This is a genomic window from Brevibacterium sp. S22, assembly GCF_004745485.1.
Classification (GTDB): Bacteria; Actinomycetota; Actinomycetes; order Actinomycetales; family Brevibacteriaceae; genus Brevibacterium.
The window spans coordinates 84,194-105,916 of the sequence record NZ_RHFG01000014.1; the positions used below are offsets into that span (position 1 = coordinate 84,194).

Genomic DNA, 21,723 nt, shown 5'->3' on the forward strand with positions numbered 1-21,723 from the left:
TTTCGCACCTCCGTGCGCCGCGGTGGTCAAAGCCCCTCAAATGCGATAGAATTTATCTTGACGTCAAGATACTTTTGGAAACATATGTGTCGCGTAAATCGGTGCGCGATTCAAGGGTCCGGCCATCGATTCGGACGGACCCGGTTTCTTGGATGAGTGTCGGATGAAACAGGAGAATCACGATGAGCAACGTCGATACGTTCAAATCGAAGAGCACCCTGACCGTAGGCGATAAGGATTATGAGATCTATCGCCTGGACAAGGTCAATGGGTCGGAGAAGCTTCCCTTCAGCCTCAAGGTGCTGTTGGAGAACCTGCTGCGCACAGAAGACGGCGCAAACATCACTTCGGAACACATCGAAGCCCTCGGCAGCTGGGATCCCAATGCCGAACCCGATACGGAGATCCAGTTCACCCCGGCCCGCGTGGTGATGCAGGACTTCACCGGCGTGCCCTGCATCGTCGACCTCGCCACCATGCGTGAGAAGGTCGTCGAACTCGGCGGCAGCCCGGACCAGGTCAACCCGCTGGCTCCGGCCGAGCTGGTCATCGACCACTCGGTGCAGATCGACCGCTTCGGCACCGCCGACGCCGTCGAACTGAACATGGACATCGAATACCAGCGCAACGGTGAGCGCTACCAGTTCCTGCGCTGGGGACAGACCGCCTTCGAAGACTTCAAGGTCGTGCCTCCGGGCATGGGCATCGTCCACCAGGTCAACATCGAGCACCTGGCTCGCGTGGTCATGCCGCGCGAGGTCGACGGAGTCCTCCGGGCCTACCCGGACACCCTGGTCGGCACCGACTCGCACACCACGATGGTCAACGGCCTCGGTGTGCTCGGTTGGGGCGTCGGCGGCATCGAGGCAGAGGCCGCAATGCTCGGCCAGCCCGTGTCGATGCTCATCCCGCGCGTCGTCGGCTTCAAGCTCACCGGTGAGATCCCGTCGGGCGTCACGGCCACGGATGTCGTCCTCACCATCACCGATATGCTCCGCCAGCACGGTGCCGTCGGCAAATTCGTCGAGTTCTACGGCAAGGGCGTCGCCGAGGTGCCGCTGGCCAACCGCGCCACCATCGGCAACATGAGCCCCGAGTTCGGTTCGACTGCCGCGATCTTCCCGATCGACGAGGTCACCATCGACTACCTCAAGCTCACCGGCCGCTCGGCCGAGCAGATCCAGCTCGTCGAGGACTATGCGAAGACCCAGGGCCTCTGGCACGACCCGGACAACGAGGTCGAGTACTCCGAGTACCTCGAACTCGATCTCTCCACCGTGGTGCCCTCGATCTCCGGACCGAAGCGCCCCCAGGACCGCATCGAGCTCTCCGATGCCAAGAGCCAGTTCGCCAAGGACATCCACAACTACGCCGCACCCGGCGAAGAGAACAAGTCTGTGGACGTCAGCACCGCCGACGGCCGCAACTTCGAGCTGGCCAACGGTGCCGTGGCGATCGCCTCGATCACCTCGTGCACGAACACCTCGAACCCGTCTGTGATGATGGCCGCCGGCCTGCTGGCACGCAACGCCCGCAAGCGCGGTCTCAACTCGAAGCCGTGGGTCAAGACCTCGATCGCACCGGGTTCGAAGGTCGTCACCGAGTACTACAACAAGGCCGGCCTCATCGAGGACCTCGAAGCGCTGAACTTCTACATCGTCGGCTACGGCTGCACCACCTGCATCGGCAACTCGGGTCCGCTGGACACCGAGATCTCCGAGAGCATCCAGGACAACGACCTCTCGGTCACCGCCGTCCTGTCGGGCAACCGCAACTTCGAGGGCCGCATCAGCCCCGACGTGAAGATGAACTACCTCGCGTCGCCCCCGCTGGTCATCGCCTACGCGCTGGCCGGAACCATGGACTTCGACTTCGAGAACCAGCCTCTGGGCAAGGACTCCGAGGGTGCCGATGTCTACCTGGCTGACCTGTGGCCGTCGCCGGAAGAGGTCGAGTCGGTCATCGCCGATTCGATCTCGACCGATATGTTCGACAACGAGTACGGCCGGATCTTCGACGGTGACGAGCGCTGGCAGCAGCTCGACACCCCCGAGGGCAAGGTCTTCGAGTGGGACGACAAGTCGACCTACGTGCGCAAGCCCACCTTCTTCGACGGCATGGGCCTCAAGCCCGAAGCCGTCGAGGACATCAAGGGTGCTCGTGTGCTCGCGAAGCTCGGCGACTCGGTGACCACCGACCACATCTCGCCTGCAGGTTCCTTCAAGGCCGACACCCCGGCCGGCAAGTACCTCGTCGAGCACGGCGTCGAGCGCAAGGACTTCAACTCCTACGGCTCGCGCCGCGGCAACCACGAGGTCATGATCCGCGGTACGTTCGCGAACATCCGTCTGCAGAACCAGCTCCTCGACGGAGTCCAGGGTGGCTTCACCCGCGACTTCACGCAGGAAGGCGCTCCGCAGACGACGGTCTACGACGCCTCCGTGAACTACCAGGCCGCCGGCACTCCGCTGGTCGTCCTCGGTGGCAAGGAGTACGGCTCGGGATCCTCGCGTGACTGGGCCGCCAAGGGCACCAAGCTGCTGGGCGTCGAGGCCGTCATCACCGAGAGCTTCGAGCGCATCCACCGTTCGAACCTCATCGGCATGGGCGTTCTGCCGCTGCAGTTCCCGGCCGGCGAATCGGCCGATTCGCTCGGACTCGACGGCACCGAGACCTTCTCCATCGCAGGTGTCACGGAGCTCAACGAGGGCGAGACCCCGGCGACCGTCAAGGTCACCGCCGAGAAGGAAGACGGCACGAAGGTCGAATTCGACGCCGTCGTCCGCATCGACACCCCGGGCGAAGCCGACTACTACCGCAACGGCGGCATCCTGCAGTACGTGCTTCGCCAGCTGGCCGAGGCCTGATCACAGGAATCGTGCCTGGCTGCACTGTCGAGGTGAGTCCGTGACTCCCCACGATCGGCACATGCTGGGCTGCTGAACCGGACCCGAACGAAGGCCGGTGGGTATTGAACCCACCGGCCTTCGTCGTACCCATCCGCAAGTGTTGTACGCAGTGGTTCGCCCGGCATCCGGCTGCCGCAACGTGACCATCACGCACCATTCGCGACCTCGCTTACAATCCACCCGGCATCCGGCACCCTCAGCAACATTTCCTACAGCCAGTGCGGCATCCATCACCATAAGCGCCATAACCTCGTGGTGCAGCGAGGTGATGTGCCGCGAACGGTGAGTGGTGCTCACTTTTCGGGCCGGGGTCGAAGGAGGCGTGCGCGTTTCTGCAGGGGACAGCCGATGGTGGCCGGCCGCCTCGGCGATGGTGGTTTTCGGCCGCGAGGACGAGCATCACGCACCGGTGACCGCATAACGACGTGGTGCGGCGGTGTGGTGTGCCGCGACGGGTGAGTGATGTGTTTCCAGCTGTGCGAATCGCCGGCCGCAAGGTGGTGTGCGGCTAAAGGTGGCGGATGCAGCGGGGAGCGAGATGGGCGGGGGAGCGAGCTCGGTAGGGGAGCCAGTTGAGCGCGGGAGCGAGCTCGGTAGGGGAGCCAGGTGAGCGCGGGAGCGAGCTCGGTAGGGAAGTCAGGTGAGTGGGGAACGAGATGGGCGGGGGAGTCAGTTGAGTGGGGAAGTGGTGCGCTGAGGGGAAGTGAGGCCCAGCAGGAGGGCATGTGCGAATCGGGATGAGTCACTTCATGCGGTGAGCGATAAGATGGGGCGAATGGAATCTGTCCGTCAACGATGCCGTCAGAAGAGTGAGACCGAATGACATTTCTCGACACCCTCGGCTCACCGGCCGATCTGCGTCGACTCGACGCGCCGGAATGCGACGTGCTGGCCAAAGAGATCCGCGACTACCTCATCACGACCGTGTCCGGCACCGGCGGACACCTCGGCCCCAACCTCGGCGTCGTCGAACTCACTATGGGCATCCACCGGGTCTTCGACTCGCCCCGCGACACCATCATCTTCGACGTCGGCCACCAGACGTACGTGCACAAACTGCTCACCGGCCGCCGCGAGGAATTCTCCACGCTGCGGCAGCGCGATGGCCTCTCCGGCTACCCGAGCCGGCGTGAGAGCGAGCACGACGTCGTCGAGAACTCCCACGCCTCGGCCTCCCTGTCCTGGGCCGACGGGATCGCGAAGGCCCGCCAACTCACCGGTGAGACCGACCGCCACGTCGTCGCCGTCATCGGCGATGGGGCCCTGACCGGGGGAATGGCCTGGGAAGCCCTGAACACGATCGCCGCCGACACCTCCACCCCGCCGAGGCGGCTCGTCATCATCGTCAACGACAACGGCCGCTCCTATGCCCCGACGGTCGGGGGATTCGCAGCCCACCTCGACGAACTGCGCACGACCTCGGGCTACGAGAAGCTCCTGACCTGGGGCAAGGAGACTCTGCGCCAATCGGGTCGCCCGGGCCGCGCCGCCTACAGCGCCATCCACGGCGTCAAACGCGGACTCAAGGACATGGTCAGCCCGCCAGAGACGGGAATGTTCGACGAACTCGGCATCAAGTATCTCGGTCCCGTCGACGGCCATGATCTGTCCTCGGTTGAAAAGGCCCTCCAGCTGGCCAAACAGTTCGACGCCGGCCCCGTCATCGTCCACATGATCACGCAGAAGGGCCACGGATTCGATCCGGCCGTCAACGATGACGCCGATCAGTTCCACTCCGTCGGCGTCATCGACCCCGTCACCGGCCGATCGACACCCTCGAAATCGACGTCATGGACCTCCGTGTTCGGCACCGAGATCTGCGCACTCGCCGAGGAACGCGACGACATCGTCGCCATCACTGCGGCCATGCTCCTGCCCGTGGGGCTGTCGAAGTTCGCCGAGGAATTCCCTCACCGCGTCTTCGACGTCGGCATCGCCGAACAGCATGCGGTGGCATCGGCGGCGGGCCTGTCCTACGGGGGCCTCCACCCGGTCGTGTGCATCTACTCCACGTTCCTCTCCCGCGCCTTCGACCAAGTGCTCATGGACGTCGCCCTCCATCGCCAGGGCGTGACCTTCGTCCTCGATCGCGCCGGAATCACCGGGCCCGACGGTGCCAGCCACCACGGAATCTGGGATATCGTGATGCTGCGAGTCGTGCCCGGCCTGCGCCTGGCCGCACCCCGCGATGCGTCCCGGCTCACCGAAGAGCTGCGCGAAGCCGTCACCGTCTCAGACGCCCCGACCGTGGTGAGATTTCCCCGCGGCAGCGTCGGCACCGACATCCCCGCACTGAGGCGGCTGACCGACGGCGTCGACATCCTCCGTGAGGGGCCGGCGGGGTCGAAGTCCGACGTCCTCATCGTCTCCGTCGGACCCTTCGCCACGCTGGCCGGTGACGTCGCCGACCGGTTGTCAGAGCAGGGACTGACCGCGACGATCATCGATCCCAGATGGGTGCTGCCGGTCCCTGCATCAGTCATCGACCTCGCGGCCGGACACAGCCTCGTGGCCGTGATCGAAGACGGGGTGAAGATCGGCGGCATCGGTTCGCAGATCCGCTCCGACCTGCGCGAGGCCGATTCGCGGATCGGGGTGCTCGAGCTCGGAGTGCCTGATGCGTTCCTGCCGCAGGGGACCCGCGCAGAGATCCTCGCCGAGGTGGGCCTCGACGTGGACACGATCGTGTCCGATATTCTCCGGGCCCTGCCCGCCGAGGTGGCCGACCGCGCCGATCAGAGTTCCCGCCGCGCGGTGTGAGTTCAGGACTCAGGGTGTGCGTTCAGGCCTGGGGGAGTTCAGCCAGAGCCTTCTTCAGCACGGGGGCACTGAGTTCGATCTGCCAGGGCCGTGCTCCTGCCTCGGCGAGGTGCTCCTCGATATCGACGTGCGACTCTGCGGCCAGGGACTTCACCAGTGCAGGCTGGAGGAGCACATCGTGGGGGATCGTCAGCTCAACGGAGCGCTCCGACATCGCGGCCTTCAGCGCCGCCACCCGTTCCTTGAGCTCAGCCGGGTTGAATTCGCTGCGTTTCGTCCGTCCGCGCTCGAACCGTCCCGGCAGCTCCTCGGCGCCCAACCGGGAGGCCTTGCGGTAGGCACGGAAGAGCCGGGCCGCCTCGGCGCGGGAGAGCCTGCGCCACTGAGCCAGGATGTCATCGCTGGACTTCACACCCGACTGAGCGAGGGCGACGAGGTCACGGTCGCGCAGAATCTTCGTGGGCGCCAGGTCGGCCTCACGGGCCATGGAATCCCGTGCCTGCCAGAGTTCACGCACGCGCGCGATATCTCGTCGGGACCTGATCTTCGACAGCCCGTGCGTACGTCGCCAGGGCTCATCGAAATGCTTCGGCGTGAAGTCGAGCAGGTGCGTGAACTCCTGCTTCGCAAACTCCCACCGGTCGGCATCGATCAGCTGCTGGTGGAGGATATCGCGGATCGGCAGCAGCACCTCGACATCGAGGGCCGCGTAGTTGAGCCATTCCTGCGGCAGTGGACGCGTCGACCAATCGGCGGCCGAATGCTCCTTCGCCAGACGTACGCCCAGGGTGCGTTCGGCGACCGCGGCCAAACCGAACTTCTCCCAGCCGAGCAGCCTGGCGGCGAGCTCGGTGTCGAACAGCGCTGCGGGGCGCATACCGCGCTCCTGCAGGCACGGCAGATCCTGAGTCACCGAGTGGATGACCCACGCATCGGATCCGAGGGCGGGATTGAGGTCGCTGAGATCGCCGAGAGTCTCAGAGTCGAGGAGGAAGGTGCCCGCACCTTCGCGGCGCAGCTGGACGAGGAAGGCGCGCTGCCCGTATCTGATGCCCGAAGCGCGTTCGGCGTCGATGGCGATCGGGCCCTGCGCGGCTGCCAGACTGGCAATCGAGGAGGAGAGGTCCTCCGGGGAGTCGACGACGTCGGGGATGCCGTTCGCGGGTGTTTCCAGAAGCGGTAATTCAGATGTCATCGACGGCGCCCGGGCAGGGCTGTGACTCCTTCAGGAAGTGGTGGCAGTCCGGCGACTGTGCTGAGCAGATCGATCCAGGCTTCGAAGTGATTGCCGATCAGATCCGGCTCGTCAATCACGGGTGTCCACGAAGCGCGCAGCTCCAAGTCTATCGTGGCCGGCCGATCGGCCAAGGTGCCGAAGCTCTCGGACAGCACCCGAGTCGTCGTCCCGCCGGCGGCGAGGACCTCGCAGCCGTTGGATTCGAGGGCGTCCTCGAGCCAGCTCCAAGCGACATGGCCCAACAGGGTCTCATTGCCCAATTCGTGTTCGAGTTCGGCCCGGATATAGGAGACGACTCGGAACCGGCCCTCCCATTCCTCAGGGGCGGAAGGATCGAAGAGGACGACGATGCGACCGGTGGCGAGTTCGTCGATGGTCTCGCCACTGGCCTGCAGGAATGTCTCGTCGGCGCTGACCTCGGCACCCAAAGCATAGGAATAGGGCGCGAGTCGGGCCGGGGCAGGGATCTCGGAAATCGACACGTTGTTCGTGCTGCGCGCCTGACGCAGCACCGACGTCACAGCAGAGAACTCCGCCGGAATGCGATTGAGAGGTGAGGTGTTGACCACAGTTTCCACGATAGATCAGCGGTGGGGGCAGGGGAATCATCCACGCCGAGGCGGCCCCGGACAATCCCGCGGATCATTCGCTGCGCCGCATGCTGAGACGGCAAGACGACCCGTCTTGAAACCGACGCCGAGTGGGCATGAGTGAGCGAAGAATGGGAAGATGGCCCCATGACATCACCCCTGTTGGCTGCCCTGCGTTCGGAGCCGGTTTCGCACACTCCCGTCTGGTTCATGCGGCAGGCCGGCCGCTCCCTGCCCGAGTACCGCAAGCTGCGCGAAGGCACTCAGATGCTCGATGCGTGCCGTGACCCGGAGATGGTCTCCGAAATCACCCTGCAGCCTGTCCGCCGCCACGGCGTCGACGCAGCCATCTTCTTCTCCGATATCGTCGTCCCGCTCCAGGCTGCCGGCGTCGACGTGGAGATCGTTCCCGGCGTCGGGCCGGTCATCGCCTCACCGGTGCGCTCACGTGCCGACATCGACGCACTGCCCGGGCTCGAGGCCGCCGATATCCCCGATATCACCGAATCGATCCAACGGGTGACCGCCGAACTCGGCGCGGCCACCCCGCTCATCGGATTCGCCGGCGCGCCGTTCACACTGGCCAGCTACCTCATCGAAGGCGGACCGAGCAAGAACCACGAGAAGACGAAGTCACTCATGGCCTCCGACCCCGACGCGTTCTCGACCCTGCTGAGCAAGCTCGCTCGCATGTCGGCGACCTTCATCGACGTCCAGCTGAGCGCCGGCGCCCAGGCCTTCCAGCTCTTCGACTCCTGGGCCGGCTACCTCTCCCGGGAGGACTACGAGAACCACGTCCTCGAACACTCCACCTCCGTCTTCGACGCTCTGGCCGGCCATGAGGTGCCCAGCATCCACTTCGGTGTGCAGACCGGGGAGCTGCTCGGCTCCATGGCACAGGCCGGCTCCACCGCCGTCGGCGTCGACTTCCGCGTCGATCTCGCCGACGCCTCCACCCGCGTCAACCCCGGTCAGGCGCTCCAGGGCAATCTGGACCCGGCGCTGCTCTTCGCTCCGTGGGAGGCACTGTCCGCACGCGTCGAGGCCATCGTGGCCAAGGGACTCGACCTCGACCGCGGATTCGTCTTCAACCTGGGCCACGGTGTCCTTCCCGACACCGCCCCCGAGGTGCCCGGTCGCGTCGTCGACCTCGTGCACCGCGTCTCAGCGGAGATCCTCGGCAGCCGCGGTTGATCGGATGAGACAGATCACCATCGTCGGGGGAGGGGTCTCCGGTCTCGTCGCCGCCTACCGCCTCTCCGCCGACCACCGTGTCACCGTGCTGGAGGCAGGCGATCGCCTCGGCGGCTGCCTGAAACCGACCGCCCTCGGAGGTGCCCTGCCCGTCGGCATCGACACCGGCGCCGAAGCGAGCCTCAACCGGCGGCCCGAAACCAGAGGCCTGGCCGCCGAACTCGGCCTCGACGCAGTGTTCCCCTCGACCCAGCACAGTTCCCACGTGCTGAGCCGGGGCCAGCTGCACGCGATCCCCAAACGCACGATCATGGGTGTGCCCGCCGAGGCGGCCGAAGTCGAATCCCTCATCGGCACCGAGGCGGCCAGGCGCCTGGCGGCCGAAGAACTCACAGACCCGATCGAGACCGACGATGTCTCACTCGGAGGGTTCCTGTCCGCCCGCCTCGGCGATGCCATCGTCGACTCGCTGGTCGATCCGCTGCTCGGCGGGGTGTACGCCGGACGGTGCCGGGATCTGTCCCTGGCCGAAACGGTGCCCGCACTGCTGCCTGCCGCGGTCGAAGGCTCCTCGGTGCTCGACCTCGTGGCCGAGCTCCTCGCCGCACGCGAGGCCAAAACGGCGTCCGAGACTCCCGCGGCCCCGGTGTTCATGAGTTTCGAAGGCGGAATCAACCGGATCATCCCGGCCCTGCGCGAGGCGATCGAAGCCCGCGGAGGGGAGGTGCGCCTCGGTGCCGGTGTCACCGGGATCCACCGACGCGACGGGACGTGGCAGGTCACCGGGGACGGGATCGATCTCGAGACCGACGGTCTCGTCCTGGCGACTCCCGCCCATGTGAGCGCGGGTCTCCTCGCCGAGGCGGCCCCCACCGCATCTGCGGCACTCGAGTCCATTCCCTACGCCTCCACCGCTTTGGTCGCCGCCCTCGTCGATCTCGACGGAACCGATCTGCCGGGGTCGGGATTCCTCGTCCCCGCGACGGAGGACACGTTCATCAAGGCCTCCACGTTCGTGTCGAACAAATGGCCGTGGACGGGTGTGCACATCCCCACGGGGACGGCGCTGGTGCGGATGAGCATCGGACGCTTCGGCGACGGGCCCGAGGTGTGGAGCAGCCTGCCGGATGAGGAGATCATCGAACGCGCCTTCGCCGACTGGCAGCAGATCACCTCCCGCCCGAACGCACGGATGGTCACCGCCGAGGTCCAACGGTGGAACTGCGCACTGCCGCAGTACCTGCCCGGCCACGCCGCACGCATCGCCGACATCGACGCCCAGATCGCGGACCTGCCCGGCCTCGAACTCGCCGGATCCGCTTTCGAGGGCGTCGGCATTCCCGCCTGCATCGCCCGCGCTGATGCCGTGGCGCAGAGACTGAACCGACCCGCCCAAAACGACCGTGACCACTGAGAACCAAGAGATGACAGAAGGAGCAGTGATGAGCGAATACAATCAGCCCACCGACGCCCAGATCGAGGAAGCGAACGAGCAGACGCGGTATATCGCCTATTCCGTCTTCGCCTCTGCGGGAGAGCTCGGCGATGCCGACCGCAGGGAACTCGCCGATGAGCTGCATGCAGCTCTGGAGCCCTTGACGGAACGCGGTCTCGTCGTGCGCGGAATCTACGACGTCTCGGCCCTCCGCGCCGACGCCGATGTCATGTTCTGGTACCACGCCCCCGAGGTCGAGGTCGTCCAGGCCGCGTACTCGGCGATCCGCCGCAGCCTCATCGGCGGAGTGCTCGAACCCATCTGGTCCGTTGTCGGAATCCACCGCCCGGCCGAGTTCAACAAGGCACACCTGCCCGCTCTCCTGACCGACCCGGAACCCGGCGACTACATCTGCGTCTACCCATTCGTGAGGTCCTACGACTGGTACCTTCTCGAGCCCGCCGAACGGGCGAAGATGCTGCGCGACCACGGTATGGCCGCCGCCGCCTACAAGGACATCAAGGCGAACACGATCTCTTCGTTCGCCCTCGGCGATTACGAATGGCTGCTGGCGTTCGAAGCCGCCGAACTGCACCGCATCGTCGACCTGATGCGCGACCTGCGCAACACTGAGGCACGCCTGCACGTGCGCGAAGAGGTTCCGTTCTACACCGGACCGCGCCGCGAACTCGTCGACATCATCTCCGACTGGCGCTGACTCGTCCGCCTGGGCGTGAGAACGTCAGGAGAAGGGCCGCCGCACCGGACAGGTGCGGCGGCCCTTGCCGTCTGCTGAGGAACGAGGAGCGGCCCGCGGCTACTTGCTGCCCTTCTTCACCACATAGGAGTGGCCGTTGGCATCGGTGCGCATCTCCAGTCCCATGGCATCGAGCTGTTGGTGTCGCAGGGTCTCATCCTCGTAGTATCCGCCCGGACGAGTGTTGTCGACCTGCGCGGGTCCGATGATCTTGCGGAAGAAGTTGTTCAGCCACCCGACGCCGCGCTGGGACTGCGGCTGCTGATTCTTCTTCCGCACCGGATTCTTCTGCTTCCGGTCCTGCTTCCGGTCCGCACCATCGGCGGGAGGCTGCGAGGAGGACGACATAGAGGGAATCCAATCGACGAGGCGCCGCATAGGCGGGAGGCGAGGCAGGTTTCACCAACAGTGTACACTAATCATTAGTGCACGAATTGTTTTTCGGTATGATTGCACGCCCTGATTTCCGACGCGGAGGATCGACGAAACACGATGCTGGAATCCGAACGTTCGACAGAGCAGTTGGACAATCCGCTGGCGCTCGAGAGCCAGATCTGCTTTGCCCTGGCTGTGGCCTCTCGCGGAGTGATCGGCGCCTACCGGTCCGTGCTCGAACCGATCAGTCTGACCCATCCGCAGTATCTGGTCATGCTCGCCTTATGGCAGCACGACAAGCTGCCCATGCGCGAGATCGCTCGGCTGCTGCGACTCGAGCCCGCCACGGTGTCGCCTCTGGTCAAACGTCTCGAAGCGCTGGACTATGTGACGAAGACCCGCAATGACAGCGATGAGCGGATCGTCGAGGTCACGCTCACCGACAGCGGTCGTGAACTGCGCAAGACCGCCGAGGCGATCCCCGGGACGATGATGGCCAAGCTCGGCATCGACGTCGCCGGAGTGCGTGAGCTGCATTCCATGATGCAGAAGATCATCGCCTCTGTGGACGCCGCCGAGGCCGAGGGCTGATGCGATTCAGTCGGCCGGGCGCTCCATCGGCGTGTGTTCGATCCCATCCTCATCGAAGCGCGGACCATTCGGCGCGAAGCCGAAGGACGCGTACAGGCCCTCGAGGTGGGACTGCGCATTGAGCGTCAGCGGTGTGGTCGACCAGGCGGAGACGATGTCTCTGAGCAGTCGGCGGCCCCACCCCTGTCCGCGGGCATCGGGATGGGTGGCGACGCGACTGATGCTGCGCGCACCTTCCCTGGCCGCCGGTCCGTCAGGGGCGTCGACTGGCAGCAGACGGGCGTAGGCCCACGGTGCGAGGTCGCGTCCGTGCTCGGCGCCGTGGGTGTCTGTCATCGGCGTGGCCGGCCGGGGGTAGAAGAAGTGCAGGGTCTGCGGCAGCGAATCCACCCCGTCCGGGTCGAGGAACACGCACTCCTGTTCGACGACGAAGACACGGGAGCGCAGCTGCAGAATTCCGTAGAGCTCTTCAGGCCGAAGCTCGGCGAAGGTCCGCACGACCGGTTCGGCAGGTGCTTCAGTCCTCAGCATCGACCGGTCCGCCCTGAGCAGCGGCGGGGTTGAGCTTCAGGGAGATCGAGTTGATGCAGTAGCGCTGATCGGTGGGAGTGTCATAGCCCTCGCCTGCGAAGACGTGGCCCATATGGGAATCACAGTTCGCGCAGCGGACCTCGACGCGCTCCATTCCCAGCGAGCTGTCGCGGATGTAGCGGACCCGGTCTTCGGCGAGAGGCGCGTAGAACGACGGCCATCCGCAGTGTGAGGCGAACTTCGTATCCGAAGGGAACAGGTCGGCGCCGCAGGCCCGACACTGGTACATCCCCATGGCCGTCTCTTCGTTGTACTCACCCGTGAAGGGGCGTTCGGTCCCACCCTGCCGCAGAACTGCGAACTCTTCGGGCGTGAGCACGTCCTGCCAGCGGATCTCCTCGGCCGCGGCCTCCTCGTTCGTCGCAGCTCCAGTGTTGACCTCTGATGACTGAGTCATCCTGACCTCCGGTGTTCGTCGATGGCGGTGATTGCGGTGAGTCGGAGATGGACTCCGCCTCTGCCGAGCACAACAGCGATCGGCACACGCTCATTCCGGACAACAGCGTTTGGTTCCTGATCATTCCGTAGGCAACAATGAACACAGGAGGTTTTCATGGTCCGCGACACGAAATTCCCCGCCCGCCTGCTGGCCGCCGGAATCGGCGTCGGCGCCGGGCTCGGTGCCCTGATCTCTGTGGCATCGTCGGGACTGGCCGCCTACTTCGCCCGCAGGATTGTGGTCCCGGAGAACGCGCCGGAAGAACTCGACATCCTGCACATCGACGGGTTCCCGCCGAATATGCGCATCCATCTGCCCGCAGATGAGGAGACCACGGTGCCCGGCACCTATGGTCTCTACTTCAATCAGGGATCCGGACATGCGGTGATCGGCGACATCGTCGAATACGATCCGCGCTCACGCACCGTCTCCCGAGAGATCCTCTCCGTCACCCGCGGTGATATCCGCCGGGCCTGGCAGGGCCGCTGGACCGGAATCGTCTACCCCGACCCGATCGCGGCCGGCGTGAACTTCGACGACATCGAGATCCGCTCCGATGCCGGGAACCTGCCCGCATGGCTGCTGCCCACCGACCACCCGGAGCCCCAGGACACCTGGGCGATCCTCATCCACGGTCGCGCCAGCACCCGGGCTGAAGGTCTGCGCGCCGCCGGAGTGCTCAACACGCTCGGTGTGCCCTCGATCGCCATGTCCTATCGCAACGACGCCGAGGTGCGGGTGGAGACCACATCCCGCTACGGACTCGGCGACACCGAATGGATCGACGTCGACGCCGCCATCGACTTCGCCGTCTCGCACGGGGCGAAGAACGTCGTCCTCTTCGGCTGGTCGATGGGTGGGGCCATCGCCCTGCAGGCCGCCTCTCGCGGCCGCAACCGCAGGTTCGTGAGCTCGCTGGTCCTCGACGGACCCGTCGTCGACTGGGTGAACGTGCTCGACGGGCAGGCGAAGAAGAACCTGCTGCCGACGCCGATTGCCAAGCTCACGCTCGAGATGATCACGCAGCCGTGGGCACGACCGATCACCGGTCTGGAGACCCCGCTCGACCTCGACCGCATGGACTGGGTGACGCGTGCGGCAGAACTCGATGTGCCCGTGCTGCTCATCCACTCCGATGACGACGAATTCGTCCCCTCCGGTCCCTCACACGCGCTGGCCGGGGTCAGGCGGGACCTCGTGACGATGCCGTCGTACAGCAAGGCCCACCACACGAAGGAATGGAACATCGACCCGGTGCGCTGGGAAGACGATGTCGCGAACTTCCTCGAAGCCAAGATCCTGCCCAAGGGCTGACCTCGCGGCGACCTGCCCCTTAAGGCTCGAGCGTGAGCGTGTCCTCTGCTGCCGCGGCCACGGCCCGCTTCGAATACGGCCAGGGGCGATTGACATTGGCCGCCCAATCATTCGTCTGATCGTCGTAGTGCGGGTGGAAGGCATGCCCCGAGGCACCCGTGAGGTTGATCCAATTCGAGGCGTCGAAGTTCGACAGATCGACCGTCTGCCGCATCGACGGCACCCAATTCGTCTCATAGCCGACCGAGGCATCCCATCCGGTGGCGTGGACGACGCCTGAACCGCCGGAGACCTCATAGGGTCCGCGGTTGAAGAGCTTCTCCACCGGTGTGATCCCGGATTCGCCGAGGCTGGCGTTGCGGATCGTCAGCCGGTGCAGGATTCCCCAGCGCCAGGTCACAGGCTCCGGTCCCAGCAGGTCCTCCGTCTCCGCCCAAGCCGACTTCATCGCTTTGCGCAGAGCCTCATCCCGGCCTTCGACGCCTTCCCCTGACCACCACTGCGAATTCGGGTCATCGAGGAGCTCGGAGAGCACGAGGTACCAGCGGGAGCCGCCGCCGGGCGAGACTCCCTCGGGCAGCTTCGAGCTGATCGTCTGTTCGAGCAGGGTCTTTGAGAGCACATTGAAATAGGCGGCCCCTGCGCTGCTGGCGGCATCACGGCCGTTCCACTGCTTGAGCAGCTTCTTCGCTTCGAGGATGTCCTCATCACCGTGGGAGTGGATCTTGACGGCTTCGGGCACGAGCTTCGCGGCAAATGGATTGAGGTCGTCGTTCTGGATCTCCGACATGTCCGCCGGCCGCAGCTCCCGCCCCTCATCCACGGCATCCTTGATGCGTTTGGTGATGCGTCGGGCACGATCTCCATAGTTGAAGTCCTCACCCAGCTGCACGGACTCACCGGGGGCGGCGGCAGGGTTGTTCGCGGTGACGATCCATCCGCGCTCGGGATTGTACAGGTGTGGGAGATCCTCGAAGTCGACCCAGCCCTGCCAGTCCTCCTCGGACTTCCAGCCGCGGCGTGGCACTGTGCCGTCGGCCTTGCCGCGGCGGGGGATCATCCCCGGCGCCTGATAGCCGATATTGCCGGCGACGTCGGCGTAGACGAGGTTCTGCGAAGGCACATCGAACAGGGAGGCCGCATGACGGAACTCCTGCCAGTTCGTGGCCTTGTTGATGGCGAACACCGCCGAGGCGGTCGTGCCCGGACGCAGAGCCGTCCAATCGAGGGCGAGACCATAGTGCTCATCGGCCGGTCCCGATTTCGGGTCCGCCGAATCCGCCCCGATCGTCGAATCAAGCACCTTGCGATAGGTGCCGTCGAGCTTCGACACCAGGGGGCCGTTGCGGGTGGAGCGGACAGTGATCTCGCGCGGGTCCTCGCCTGCGACCTCGATCGTCTCCTTGCGCACCTGCAGAGGTTCGTCTCCGTCGTCGTGGATGACCTTCCCGTGGCGGATCTTCTCCACTACGAGGTCGGTGACATCGGCGCCGAGGTTCGTCAGCCCCCAGGCGATCGATTGGTTGTGGCCGATGACGACGCCCGGCAGACCGGAGAAGGAGAACCCGGTGACGTCGAAGGGGCACTCGTCGGTGACCTTCTTGCATCGCAGGCCCACCTGGTACCAGACCGAGGGCATCGCCGGGGCGAGGTGCGGGTCATTGGACAGCAGCGGGCGACCGGTGTTCGTGTGCTCCCCGGAGATCACCCACGAGTTCGACCCGATGTCATCGCTGTTTCGTCCCAGCATCGGCGGCAGCGATGTGACCGTATCCCGCAGGTCGAGGAGATCATCGGTCGGGGCGGTCGCCTCGGCGGAGGAGTCCGTCCCGGTGACGGTGCCTCCTGCCTGCGCCTCGTCATCGACGTCGTCGCCGCTGCGGTCCTTCGGGGCCTTCTGACCGGCCTTGCCGCCGAGGATCGTCGGCCGGGTGCCATACGGATAGTCCGGGTAGAGGTCGCTCATCTGCTCTTCGGTCAGCTCCGAGCTCAGGATCGAACGGTCGATCTCGTCTTCGAGGTTCGAGCGCAGGTCCCAGGCCATCGCCTTGAGCCAGGCGACGCTGTCGACCGGGGTCCACTTCTCGACCTCGGTGCTGCCCGACTCCAGACCGAGGACGGCGTATTCGAGGGAGAGCTCTGTGGGCGATTTGTCCTTGAGATAGGCGTTGACGCCGTCTGCGTACGCTTCGTAGTAGCCCAGGCTCGTCTTGTCGAGCTTCTTGACCTCCTGTTCGGCGACCTCGCGCATTCCGAGAGTGCGGATGAAAGTGTCGGTGCCGAGTTGGGATTTGCCGAAGAGTTCGGAGAGTCGACCAGAGGTGACGTGACGGCGGAAATCCATCTCCCAGAATCGGTCCTGAGCATGGACGAAGCCTTGGGCCAGGAACAGGTCGTGGGCGGTTTCTGCCTCGATGGTGGGCACACCCGATTCGTCACGGTCGACCGTGACCGGCGCATCGAGTCCCGGCAGTGAGATCTCACCATCGGTGGTGGGGAAGGATCTGCGGACAAGGAACACCCCGACGAGGGCGAGGATGAGGGCGAGGACGAGGACCCCGGCGACGACTCGCAGCAGTACACGGGCACTGACCGAGAGGTTTGAACCGCTGGATGGGCGGAGCACCTTGAGCAATGCGCTCGATTCCTTCTCGTCCTGCGCATCGGGTGCCGCCATGAGTCTCCTTCGGCTGTCCTGAATGATTCGGTCCTCAGTAAGTATAGGTGTCAGGCGGCTTGGGTCTGTCGACGATGGTCACGAGGACGACGGAGATCATCATGAGCAGGAACCACGCCACGAGCTTCGTCAGCGGAACCAGATGCCAGCCCTCGTCCTGGCTCGGATACAGCCAGACCCCGGCAGCAGTGCCGATGTTCTCGGCCACCCAGATGAAGAAGGCCACGAGGACAAAGGCCAGCAGCACCGGCATTCTCAGAGTCCTGCGGTGGACGCTGAAGTACATGCGGCAGCGGAAGAAGACGACCACAGTGGCGGCGACGAGGAGGAGGCGGACGTCGACGATGAAGTGGTGAGTGAAGAAGTTGATGTAGATGGCGGCGGCGATGATCACGGTCAGCCACCTCGGCGGGTAATGGCTGAACCTCAGATCGAAGAGACGGTACACGCGGACGATATAGGACCCGACGGCGGCGTACATGAACCCTGTGAACAGAGGTACGGCACCGATGTGGAGGACTCCGCCGGGGGCGTAGTCCCATGAGCCGACGGCGGTCTTGAAGATCTCCATACCCGTGCCGACGATATGGAAGACGATGATGACGATGACCTCGCGGCCGGTCTCGAGGCGGGCCGCGAGCATACCGATCTGGATGAGCACGGCGAGGATGACGAGGAAGTCGTTGCGGGCCACCGCCGCATCGTCGGGATAGAACCACGAGGTGGCGATGATCGCAGCGAGCATGAGAGCGCCGAAGAGACACGCCCACGCCTGTTTGATTCCGAAGGCGAGGAACTCCCGGATGCCGTCGGGCACCCGAGGGAGGAGCCTGTCGGCGAAGGCGTCGAGGACGGCCTCGAGGCGAGTCAGTTCACGGCGATCGGCCATGGGGTCCTTCGGCGGGGAAGTGGGGAGACGTGCCGTGCCAGAGTATCGCGGGATTCGGCCGGCTCACTGGAGATGGGAATCCGGCGTTGCGCACTCGGGCGTAGGGCCCACCCGAAGTCTCACGTCGCCGACGACTGTCTGGCGTGAGGGGACATAGACTCGCATCATGCACATTCTCCTCTTCGGCGCCTCAGGCCACGTCGGCACCGGACTCGCCCAACGACTCAGCTCACACCACACAGTCACAGGCATCGTGCGCCGTCGCCCGGAGACGCAGACGGCCTACGCACCGGTGACTGTGCCGGAGTGGGTGGACGAACCCGAGGCGGTGCTCACGGCGCTCGCCGCCGCGAACCTGCCCTCGGTCGACGCCGTCATCGCGGCCGTCGGCGGATGGTACGTCGATGAACCGGTGCTCGAGAGGGGCCTGGCGAAGTTCGACGAAGACTACGACTCTTACTTGCGGGGGCACTTCGCTGCCTGCCATATTTCCGAACGCCTGGCAGCCGAACGTTCGGAGCCCGGTCGTTCGGAGCCCGGACAACCGGGCACTGACCACTCGGCGGCTGCGCCCTCGCGTGTCGTCCACCTGGCTCTCAACGGGGTCGCCAGCGTCGAGGCATTGGCCGGGTCCGGGGCGATCAGCGTCTTCGGTGCCGCGCAGAAGATGCTCATCGAGGTTGCCGCCGCGGAATCGTCGAGTGTGGACTTCCGTGAACTGCGGATCATGGCCCCCGTCGGCGGCGATGATCGCAACGACCTGACCGGGGGAGTGGAGACTGTCGCCCTGGCCGAGGTCGCCGAAGCAATCACAGCGATCCTGGACTCACCCGAACGCTTCGACGTGAACACGGAGATCCACCCGACCGCTTCGGCGTAGGCGCGGAGATCCAAGCGGACGCAGGGACTTCGGAACGCTGAGCCTGCGTCAGGCGCGCCTGTAGCGCAGAAAGACCTGACCGTCCTCGGTGTGAACATCGATGAGGCGCAGATCGATCTTGGCCTCGAGTCCGGAGAAATGACTGCCGGGTGTGCGGATATAGCGCGGACTCACACTCAGATGCAGTTCGGCACCCGGGCAGTGCTCGAGAATCCGGAACGCGAGATTCGGACCCGATTCGCACAGGAGCACCGCCTCGGTCGACTGCCGCGGGAGCGACTGCGCTGTGTCAGTCTCGGACTGTCGCGATTCGGGGGATGGTGCCGTCGGGAGTGCGGCGGCCACCTCGGTGATGGTGTCCGCGCTGAAAATCTTGGCACGGTAGTCGAGACCGCGGGCGTCGAGTTCGACCTGCAGTGCATCGGGGTCGGACTCGGTGAGCACATATACCGGTGTGTGCGCGAGCGTTTTGCCGGCCGCGTTGATGACGGGCAGCTGCGGATTCAGCGCGGTGCGGCGGTCGATGATGATTGCATTCGCGCTGCGTCGAAGGGCGAGGAAGCGCCGGAAGTCAGCGTCTGTGGACACTCCGGTCGACCAGCCGTCTTCTGCGAAGGATCCGTTGATCGACTGGACGAGGGAGATGATGACACGGCGTGCGGGCTCCTGCTCATCTGCCTGTTGGGCGCGGTTCTGCCTTTTCGGCTCGGTCATTGCTTCAGCTCGGTCGCCGGGCCCATGGCGATGCGGGGATGGGCGTCGGGGTCGATGGTGCGCATGATCCATTTGAGGTCCGCCTCGTCGAGGGTGACGCAGCCGTTCGTGCCGGAATCGTGGTCGAGGTGCAGCCAGATTCCGCCGCCCTTGTCCCATCCCATCGGCCGCGTCTTGTCCGTCGGCGGGGTGCCGGGCTTGCGGTTGTAATCGATGGCGATGATGTAGTCGAAGACCGATTCGTAGTCCGCCCCGTAGGCCACCGTCGCCGAGGAGGGCAGGCGATCGTCCTGGGTGTACGGAAGATCGGTGCCCGGGTTCGCCTTGAAACCGCCCGCGTCGCTGAGTGTGAACACGCCGATGGGGGTGGTCTTGTCTCCCTCGCGGCGATCCTGCAGCCACCCCTTGGAACCGTTGTGGGTGTCGAACGTCTTGAGCTTCTTCCACTTCTCGTCCGTGAACTCGAAGAAGCTCAGGGTCGAGTTCTCCGAGGCGGCTGTCGGTGAGGTGGCGACGAGGACCTGTGAGGTCTCTGCAGGGATCTGGTCCGTATATTCCTTCGTCAGACCAGGGACCGGGACGGGATGAGCCGGGCCGGTCGCCTCGGTGCCGGACTGGTCGGAGTCGGGCTGGTCGGCGCCGGATTCCGAGGAGCCGTCCCCAGTGGGGGAGTCCTGTGCCGGAGCCGCAAAATCGCCGAAACTCGTCTGCTGAGCAGGAGCGGCGAATCCTGCGGATTCGACAGTCGCGGAATCGTTCTTGTCGTCATCGGCATCGGCTCCGCAGGCGGTCAGGAGCAGAGCGCACGCGAAAAGCGCGGGCAGACCCGCGCGCCGGCAGACTCCATTGGACATGAGGTCATCATCTCACGAGGTATGAGAACTGGCCGGTAGCGACTATGCGAAAATGACCCCATGAGCATTCCACCTGTGCCGAATCATCCTCCGCGCCCTGGGCGTCGGAAGCCGGCCGAGGAGTCTCCGGAGTCGATCACAACCCAGTTGTTCATCGGCGAGGATGAGTCCGCGGCCGCCGACGGCTCCACCCAAGCGCTGACTCCCGCAGAACTTCAGAGGCTGCGGTCGATGGTCGAATCCGATGGCACAGATGCTACCGAGGTGCTCAGCCTCGAAGAGCTGCGCGGACTCGCCGCCGCTGAAGGATATGAGACCGGTGGGCTGCCGGCCGCGCCGCGCAAAGCGAACTCCGATGACATTGCCGCGGCCGAGGCTGCCTCGGCTCCGAAGCAGTGGAACCCGCTGCCCGCTTCGCATCCGGCCGAAGCGGACGCGCAGGAGGCTCAGCCGCACTCGCACCAGCCCGAACCGCACCCGCACCAGGGTCAGTGGGGAGGAGAATTCGGTGCTGCCGGTCAGGCCCCGCAGCCGCAGGCGGCCGGTCCGGTGCAGTCGCCGGTCGGACCTGACTACGGTCAGCCCGGAGCGGGCCAACCCGGAGCGGGCCAACCCGGAGCGGGCCAACCCGGAGCGGGCCAACCTGGTGGACCCGGTTACGGGCAGGCAGGGCAGTATGCCGCCGCACCTGCCGGCTACGCCGCCGGTTACGGCCCCAACGGCCCTCTAGGCCCGGGTGGACCCGGTGGACCGGGAGGCCCCGGCGGCCCCGGGAACCCCGGCGGACCGCACGACCCCTATGGTCGGCGCACCGACACGAAGAAGGTACCTGCGTGGCTGTGGGTGCTCGCAGCCATCGCGCTCGTCCTCGCTCTCGGCATCGTCGGCTATATCGTCTGGGACTCCGCTCAGGGGGAGGACACCACCACGGTCGGACCCACGGATGAGCCCTCGATCGGTCAGACCGATGACCCGGAGCCGTCTGATTCGGGCAGTTCGAAGGCTCCCGTCGCCGAAGAGACCTTCACTTCGCCGTCGGGCAATATCGCCTGCACCATCGACGACGAACGTGCTCGCTGTGTGATCAAAGACTACGAGTACTCGCCGCCGGAGAAACCCGATGACTGCAAGCTCGACGACTGGGGCTCCATCGTCGTGGCGAATAAGGAAGGCGCAGGATTCTCCTGCCTCGATGCGCCTGAGAGCAACGGGCCGGCACGTGTCCTCGGCTACGGTGATTCGATCTCCGCCGCGGGAATGACGTGCACCTCCAGCGAAGAGGGCATGAGCTGCAAATCCGATGACACCGGAGTCGGATTCAACGTCCGGCGTGCCTCGGTCGACTTCCTCAAATAGGTCGACCACAGCAGATAGGCGAGCCGACCCGGACTGATTGGACGCGGCCAGGGCGGAGCCGATGGGACGCGGCCAGGGCGGAGCCGCCTCGGCGATCTTAGGATGTGGACTGGATTCGGACGGAACGAGGGAAGAGGACTACGGTGATCACGTGGCTCACA

The 21,723-nt window shown here is 65.4% G+C and carries 18 protein-coding genes; 9 read left to right on the top strand and 9 right to left on the bottom strand.

Annotated elements, in window-relative coordinates; genetic code table 11:
• Positions 1-182 precede the first annotated feature (182 nt).
• Together acnA and dxs are read left to right on the top strand one after the other, a co-directional pair.
• On the top strand, positions 183-2,867 hold the full coding sequence (gene acnA, locus EB835_RS12605) for an aconitate hydratase AcnA (protein ID WP_135809820.1): 2,685 nt from the start codon (positions 183-185) through the stop codon (positions 2,865-2,867).
• A gap of 861 nt (positions 2,868-3,728) precedes the next feature.
• Positions 3,729-5,669: a 1-deoxy-D-xylulose-5-phosphate synthase gene (gene dxs, locus EB835_RS12610; protein WP_135809821.1), complete on the top strand. Its 1,941-nt coding sequence runs from the start codon at positions 3,729-3,731 to the stop codon at positions 5,667-5,669.
• 22 nt (positions 5,670-5,691) lie between these two features.
• On the opposite strand, the gene EB835_RS12615 is transcribed toward dxs, so the two are convergent.
• Both EB835_RS12615 and EB835_RS12620 read right to left on the bottom strand, forming a co-directional pair.
• Positions 5,692-6,864, bottom strand: coding sequence for an HRDC domain-containing protein (locus EB835_RS12615; protein WP_135809822.1), 1,173 nt, complete (start codon positions 6,862-6,864; stop codon positions 5,692-5,694).
• Complete coding sequence (locus EB835_RS12620; RefSeq protein ID WP_135809823.1) at positions 6,861-7,475, bottom strand: DUF3000 domain-containing protein; 615 nt, start codon at positions 7,473-7,475, stop codon at positions 6,861-6,863. The genes EB835_RS12615 and EB835_RS12620 overlap by 4 nt, the downstream gene beginning before the upstream one ends.
• A 168-nt stretch (positions 7,476-7,643) precedes the next feature.
• On the opposite strand from EB835_RS12620, the gene hemE reads away from it, so the two are divergent.
• From hemE to hemQ, 3 genes are read left to right on the top strand one after another with little or no spacing between them, the layout of a single operon-like run.
• A complete protein-coding gene (gene hemE, locus EB835_RS12625) occupies positions 7,644-8,690 on the top strand; it encodes a uroporphyrinogen decarboxylase (protein WP_135809824.1) in 1,047 nt (348 codons plus the stop codon).
• 4 nt (positions 8,691-8,694) lie between these two features.
• Entirely contained in the window at positions 8,695-10,104 is a 1,410-nt protein-coding gene (gene hemG, locus EB835_RS12630; protein WP_135809825.1) for a protoporphyrinogen oxidase, read from the top strand.
• A 28-nt stretch (positions 10,105-10,132) separates the two neighbouring features.
• Positions 10,133-10,843 (top strand): hydrogen peroxide-dependent heme synthase, encoded by a 711-nt coding sequence (hemQ, locus tag EB835_RS12635; protein ID WP_135809826.1) that lies wholly within the window; start codon positions 10,133-10,135, stop codon positions 10,841-10,843.
• 99 nt (positions 10,844-10,942) lie between these two features.
• On the opposite strand, the gene EB835_RS12640 is transcribed toward hemQ, so the two are convergent.
• Positions 10,943-11,230: a hypothetical protein gene (locus EB835_RS12640; protein ID WP_240688725.1), complete on the bottom strand. Its 288-nt coding sequence runs from the start codon at positions 11,228-11,230 to the stop codon at positions 10,943-10,945.
• Between the two features lie 144 nt (positions 11,231-11,374).
• On the opposite strand from EB835_RS12640, the gene EB835_RS12645 reads away from it, so the two are divergent.
• Entirely contained in the window at positions 11,375-11,848 is a 474-nt protein-coding gene (locus tag EB835_RS12645; RefSeq protein ID WP_135809827.1) for a MarR family winged helix-turn-helix transcriptional regulator, read from the top strand.
• Between the two features lie 6 nt (positions 11,849-11,854).
• Here the strand turns inward: EB835_RS12645 and EB835_RS12650 are convergent, their stop codons facing one another.
• Together EB835_RS12650 and msrB are read right to left on the bottom strand one after the other, a co-directional pair.
• A complete protein-coding gene (locus tag EB835_RS12650; RefSeq protein ID WP_135809828.1) occupies positions 11,855-12,379 on the bottom strand; it encodes a GNAT family N-acetyltransferase in 525 nt (174 codons plus the stop codon).
• Complete coding sequence (gene msrB, locus EB835_RS12655) at positions 12,366-12,836, bottom strand: peptide-methionine (R)-S-oxide reductase MsrB (protein WP_135809829.1); 471 nt, start codon at positions 12,834-12,836, stop codon at positions 12,366-12,368. Before msrB ends, EB835_RS12650 begins: the two co-directional genes overlap by 14 nt.
• A 156-nt stretch (positions 12,837-12,992) precedes the next feature.
• Between msrB and EB835_RS12660 the strand changes: the two genes are divergently transcribed.
• Entirely contained in the window at positions 12,993-14,192 is a 1,200-nt protein-coding gene (locus tag EB835_RS12660; protein WP_135809830.1) for an alpha/beta hydrolase family protein, read from the top strand.
• A 19-nt stretch (positions 14,193-14,211) separates the two neighbouring features.
• Here the strand turns inward: EB835_RS12660 and EB835_RS12665 are convergent, their stop codons facing one another.
• Together EB835_RS12665 and EB835_RS12670 are read right to left on the bottom strand one after the other, a co-directional pair.
• Complete coding sequence (locus tag EB835_RS12665; protein ID WP_135809831.1) at positions 14,212-16,869, bottom strand: penicillin acylase family protein; 2,658 nt, start codon at positions 16,867-16,869, stop codon at positions 14,212-14,214.
• A 34-nt stretch (positions 16,870-16,903) separates the two neighbouring features.
• Positions 16,904-17,758 carry a DUF817 domain-containing protein gene (locus EB835_RS12670; protein WP_135809832.1) on the bottom strand — a complete coding sequence of 285 codons (855 nt, stop codon included), beginning with the start codon at positions 17,756-17,758 and terminating at the stop codon, positions 16,904-16,906.
• Between the two features lie 166 nt (positions 17,759-17,924).
• On the opposite strand from EB835_RS12670, the gene EB835_RS12675 reads away from it, so the two are divergent.
• On the top strand, positions 17,925-18,638 hold the full coding sequence (locus tag EB835_RS12675; protein WP_135809833.1) for a Rossmann-fold NAD(P)-binding domain-containing protein: 714 nt from the start codon (positions 17,925-17,927) through the stop codon (positions 18,636-18,638).
• 48 nt (positions 18,639-18,686) lie between these two features.
• Here the strand turns inward: EB835_RS12675 and EB835_RS12680 are convergent, their stop codons facing one another.
• On the bottom strand, positions 18,687-19,352 hold the full coding sequence (locus EB835_RS12680; RefSeq protein WP_135809834.1) for a hypothetical protein: 666 nt from the start codon (positions 19,350-19,352) through the stop codon (positions 18,687-18,689).
• Entirely contained in the window at positions 19,349-20,206 is an 858-nt protein-coding gene (locus tag EB835_RS12685; protein ID WP_135809835.1) for a L,D-transpeptidase family protein, read from the bottom strand. Before EB835_RS12685 ends, EB835_RS12680 begins: the two co-directional genes overlap by 4 nt.
• A 60-nt stretch (positions 20,207-20,266) precedes the next feature.
• Between EB835_RS12685 and EB835_RS12690 the strand changes: the two genes are divergently transcribed.
• A complete protein-coding gene (locus EB835_RS12690; protein ID WP_135809836.1) occupies positions 20,267-21,562 on the top strand; it encodes a DUF6636 domain-containing protein in 1,296 nt (431 codons plus the stop codon).
• The last annotated feature ends 161 nt before the right edge of the window (positions 21,563-21,723 follow it).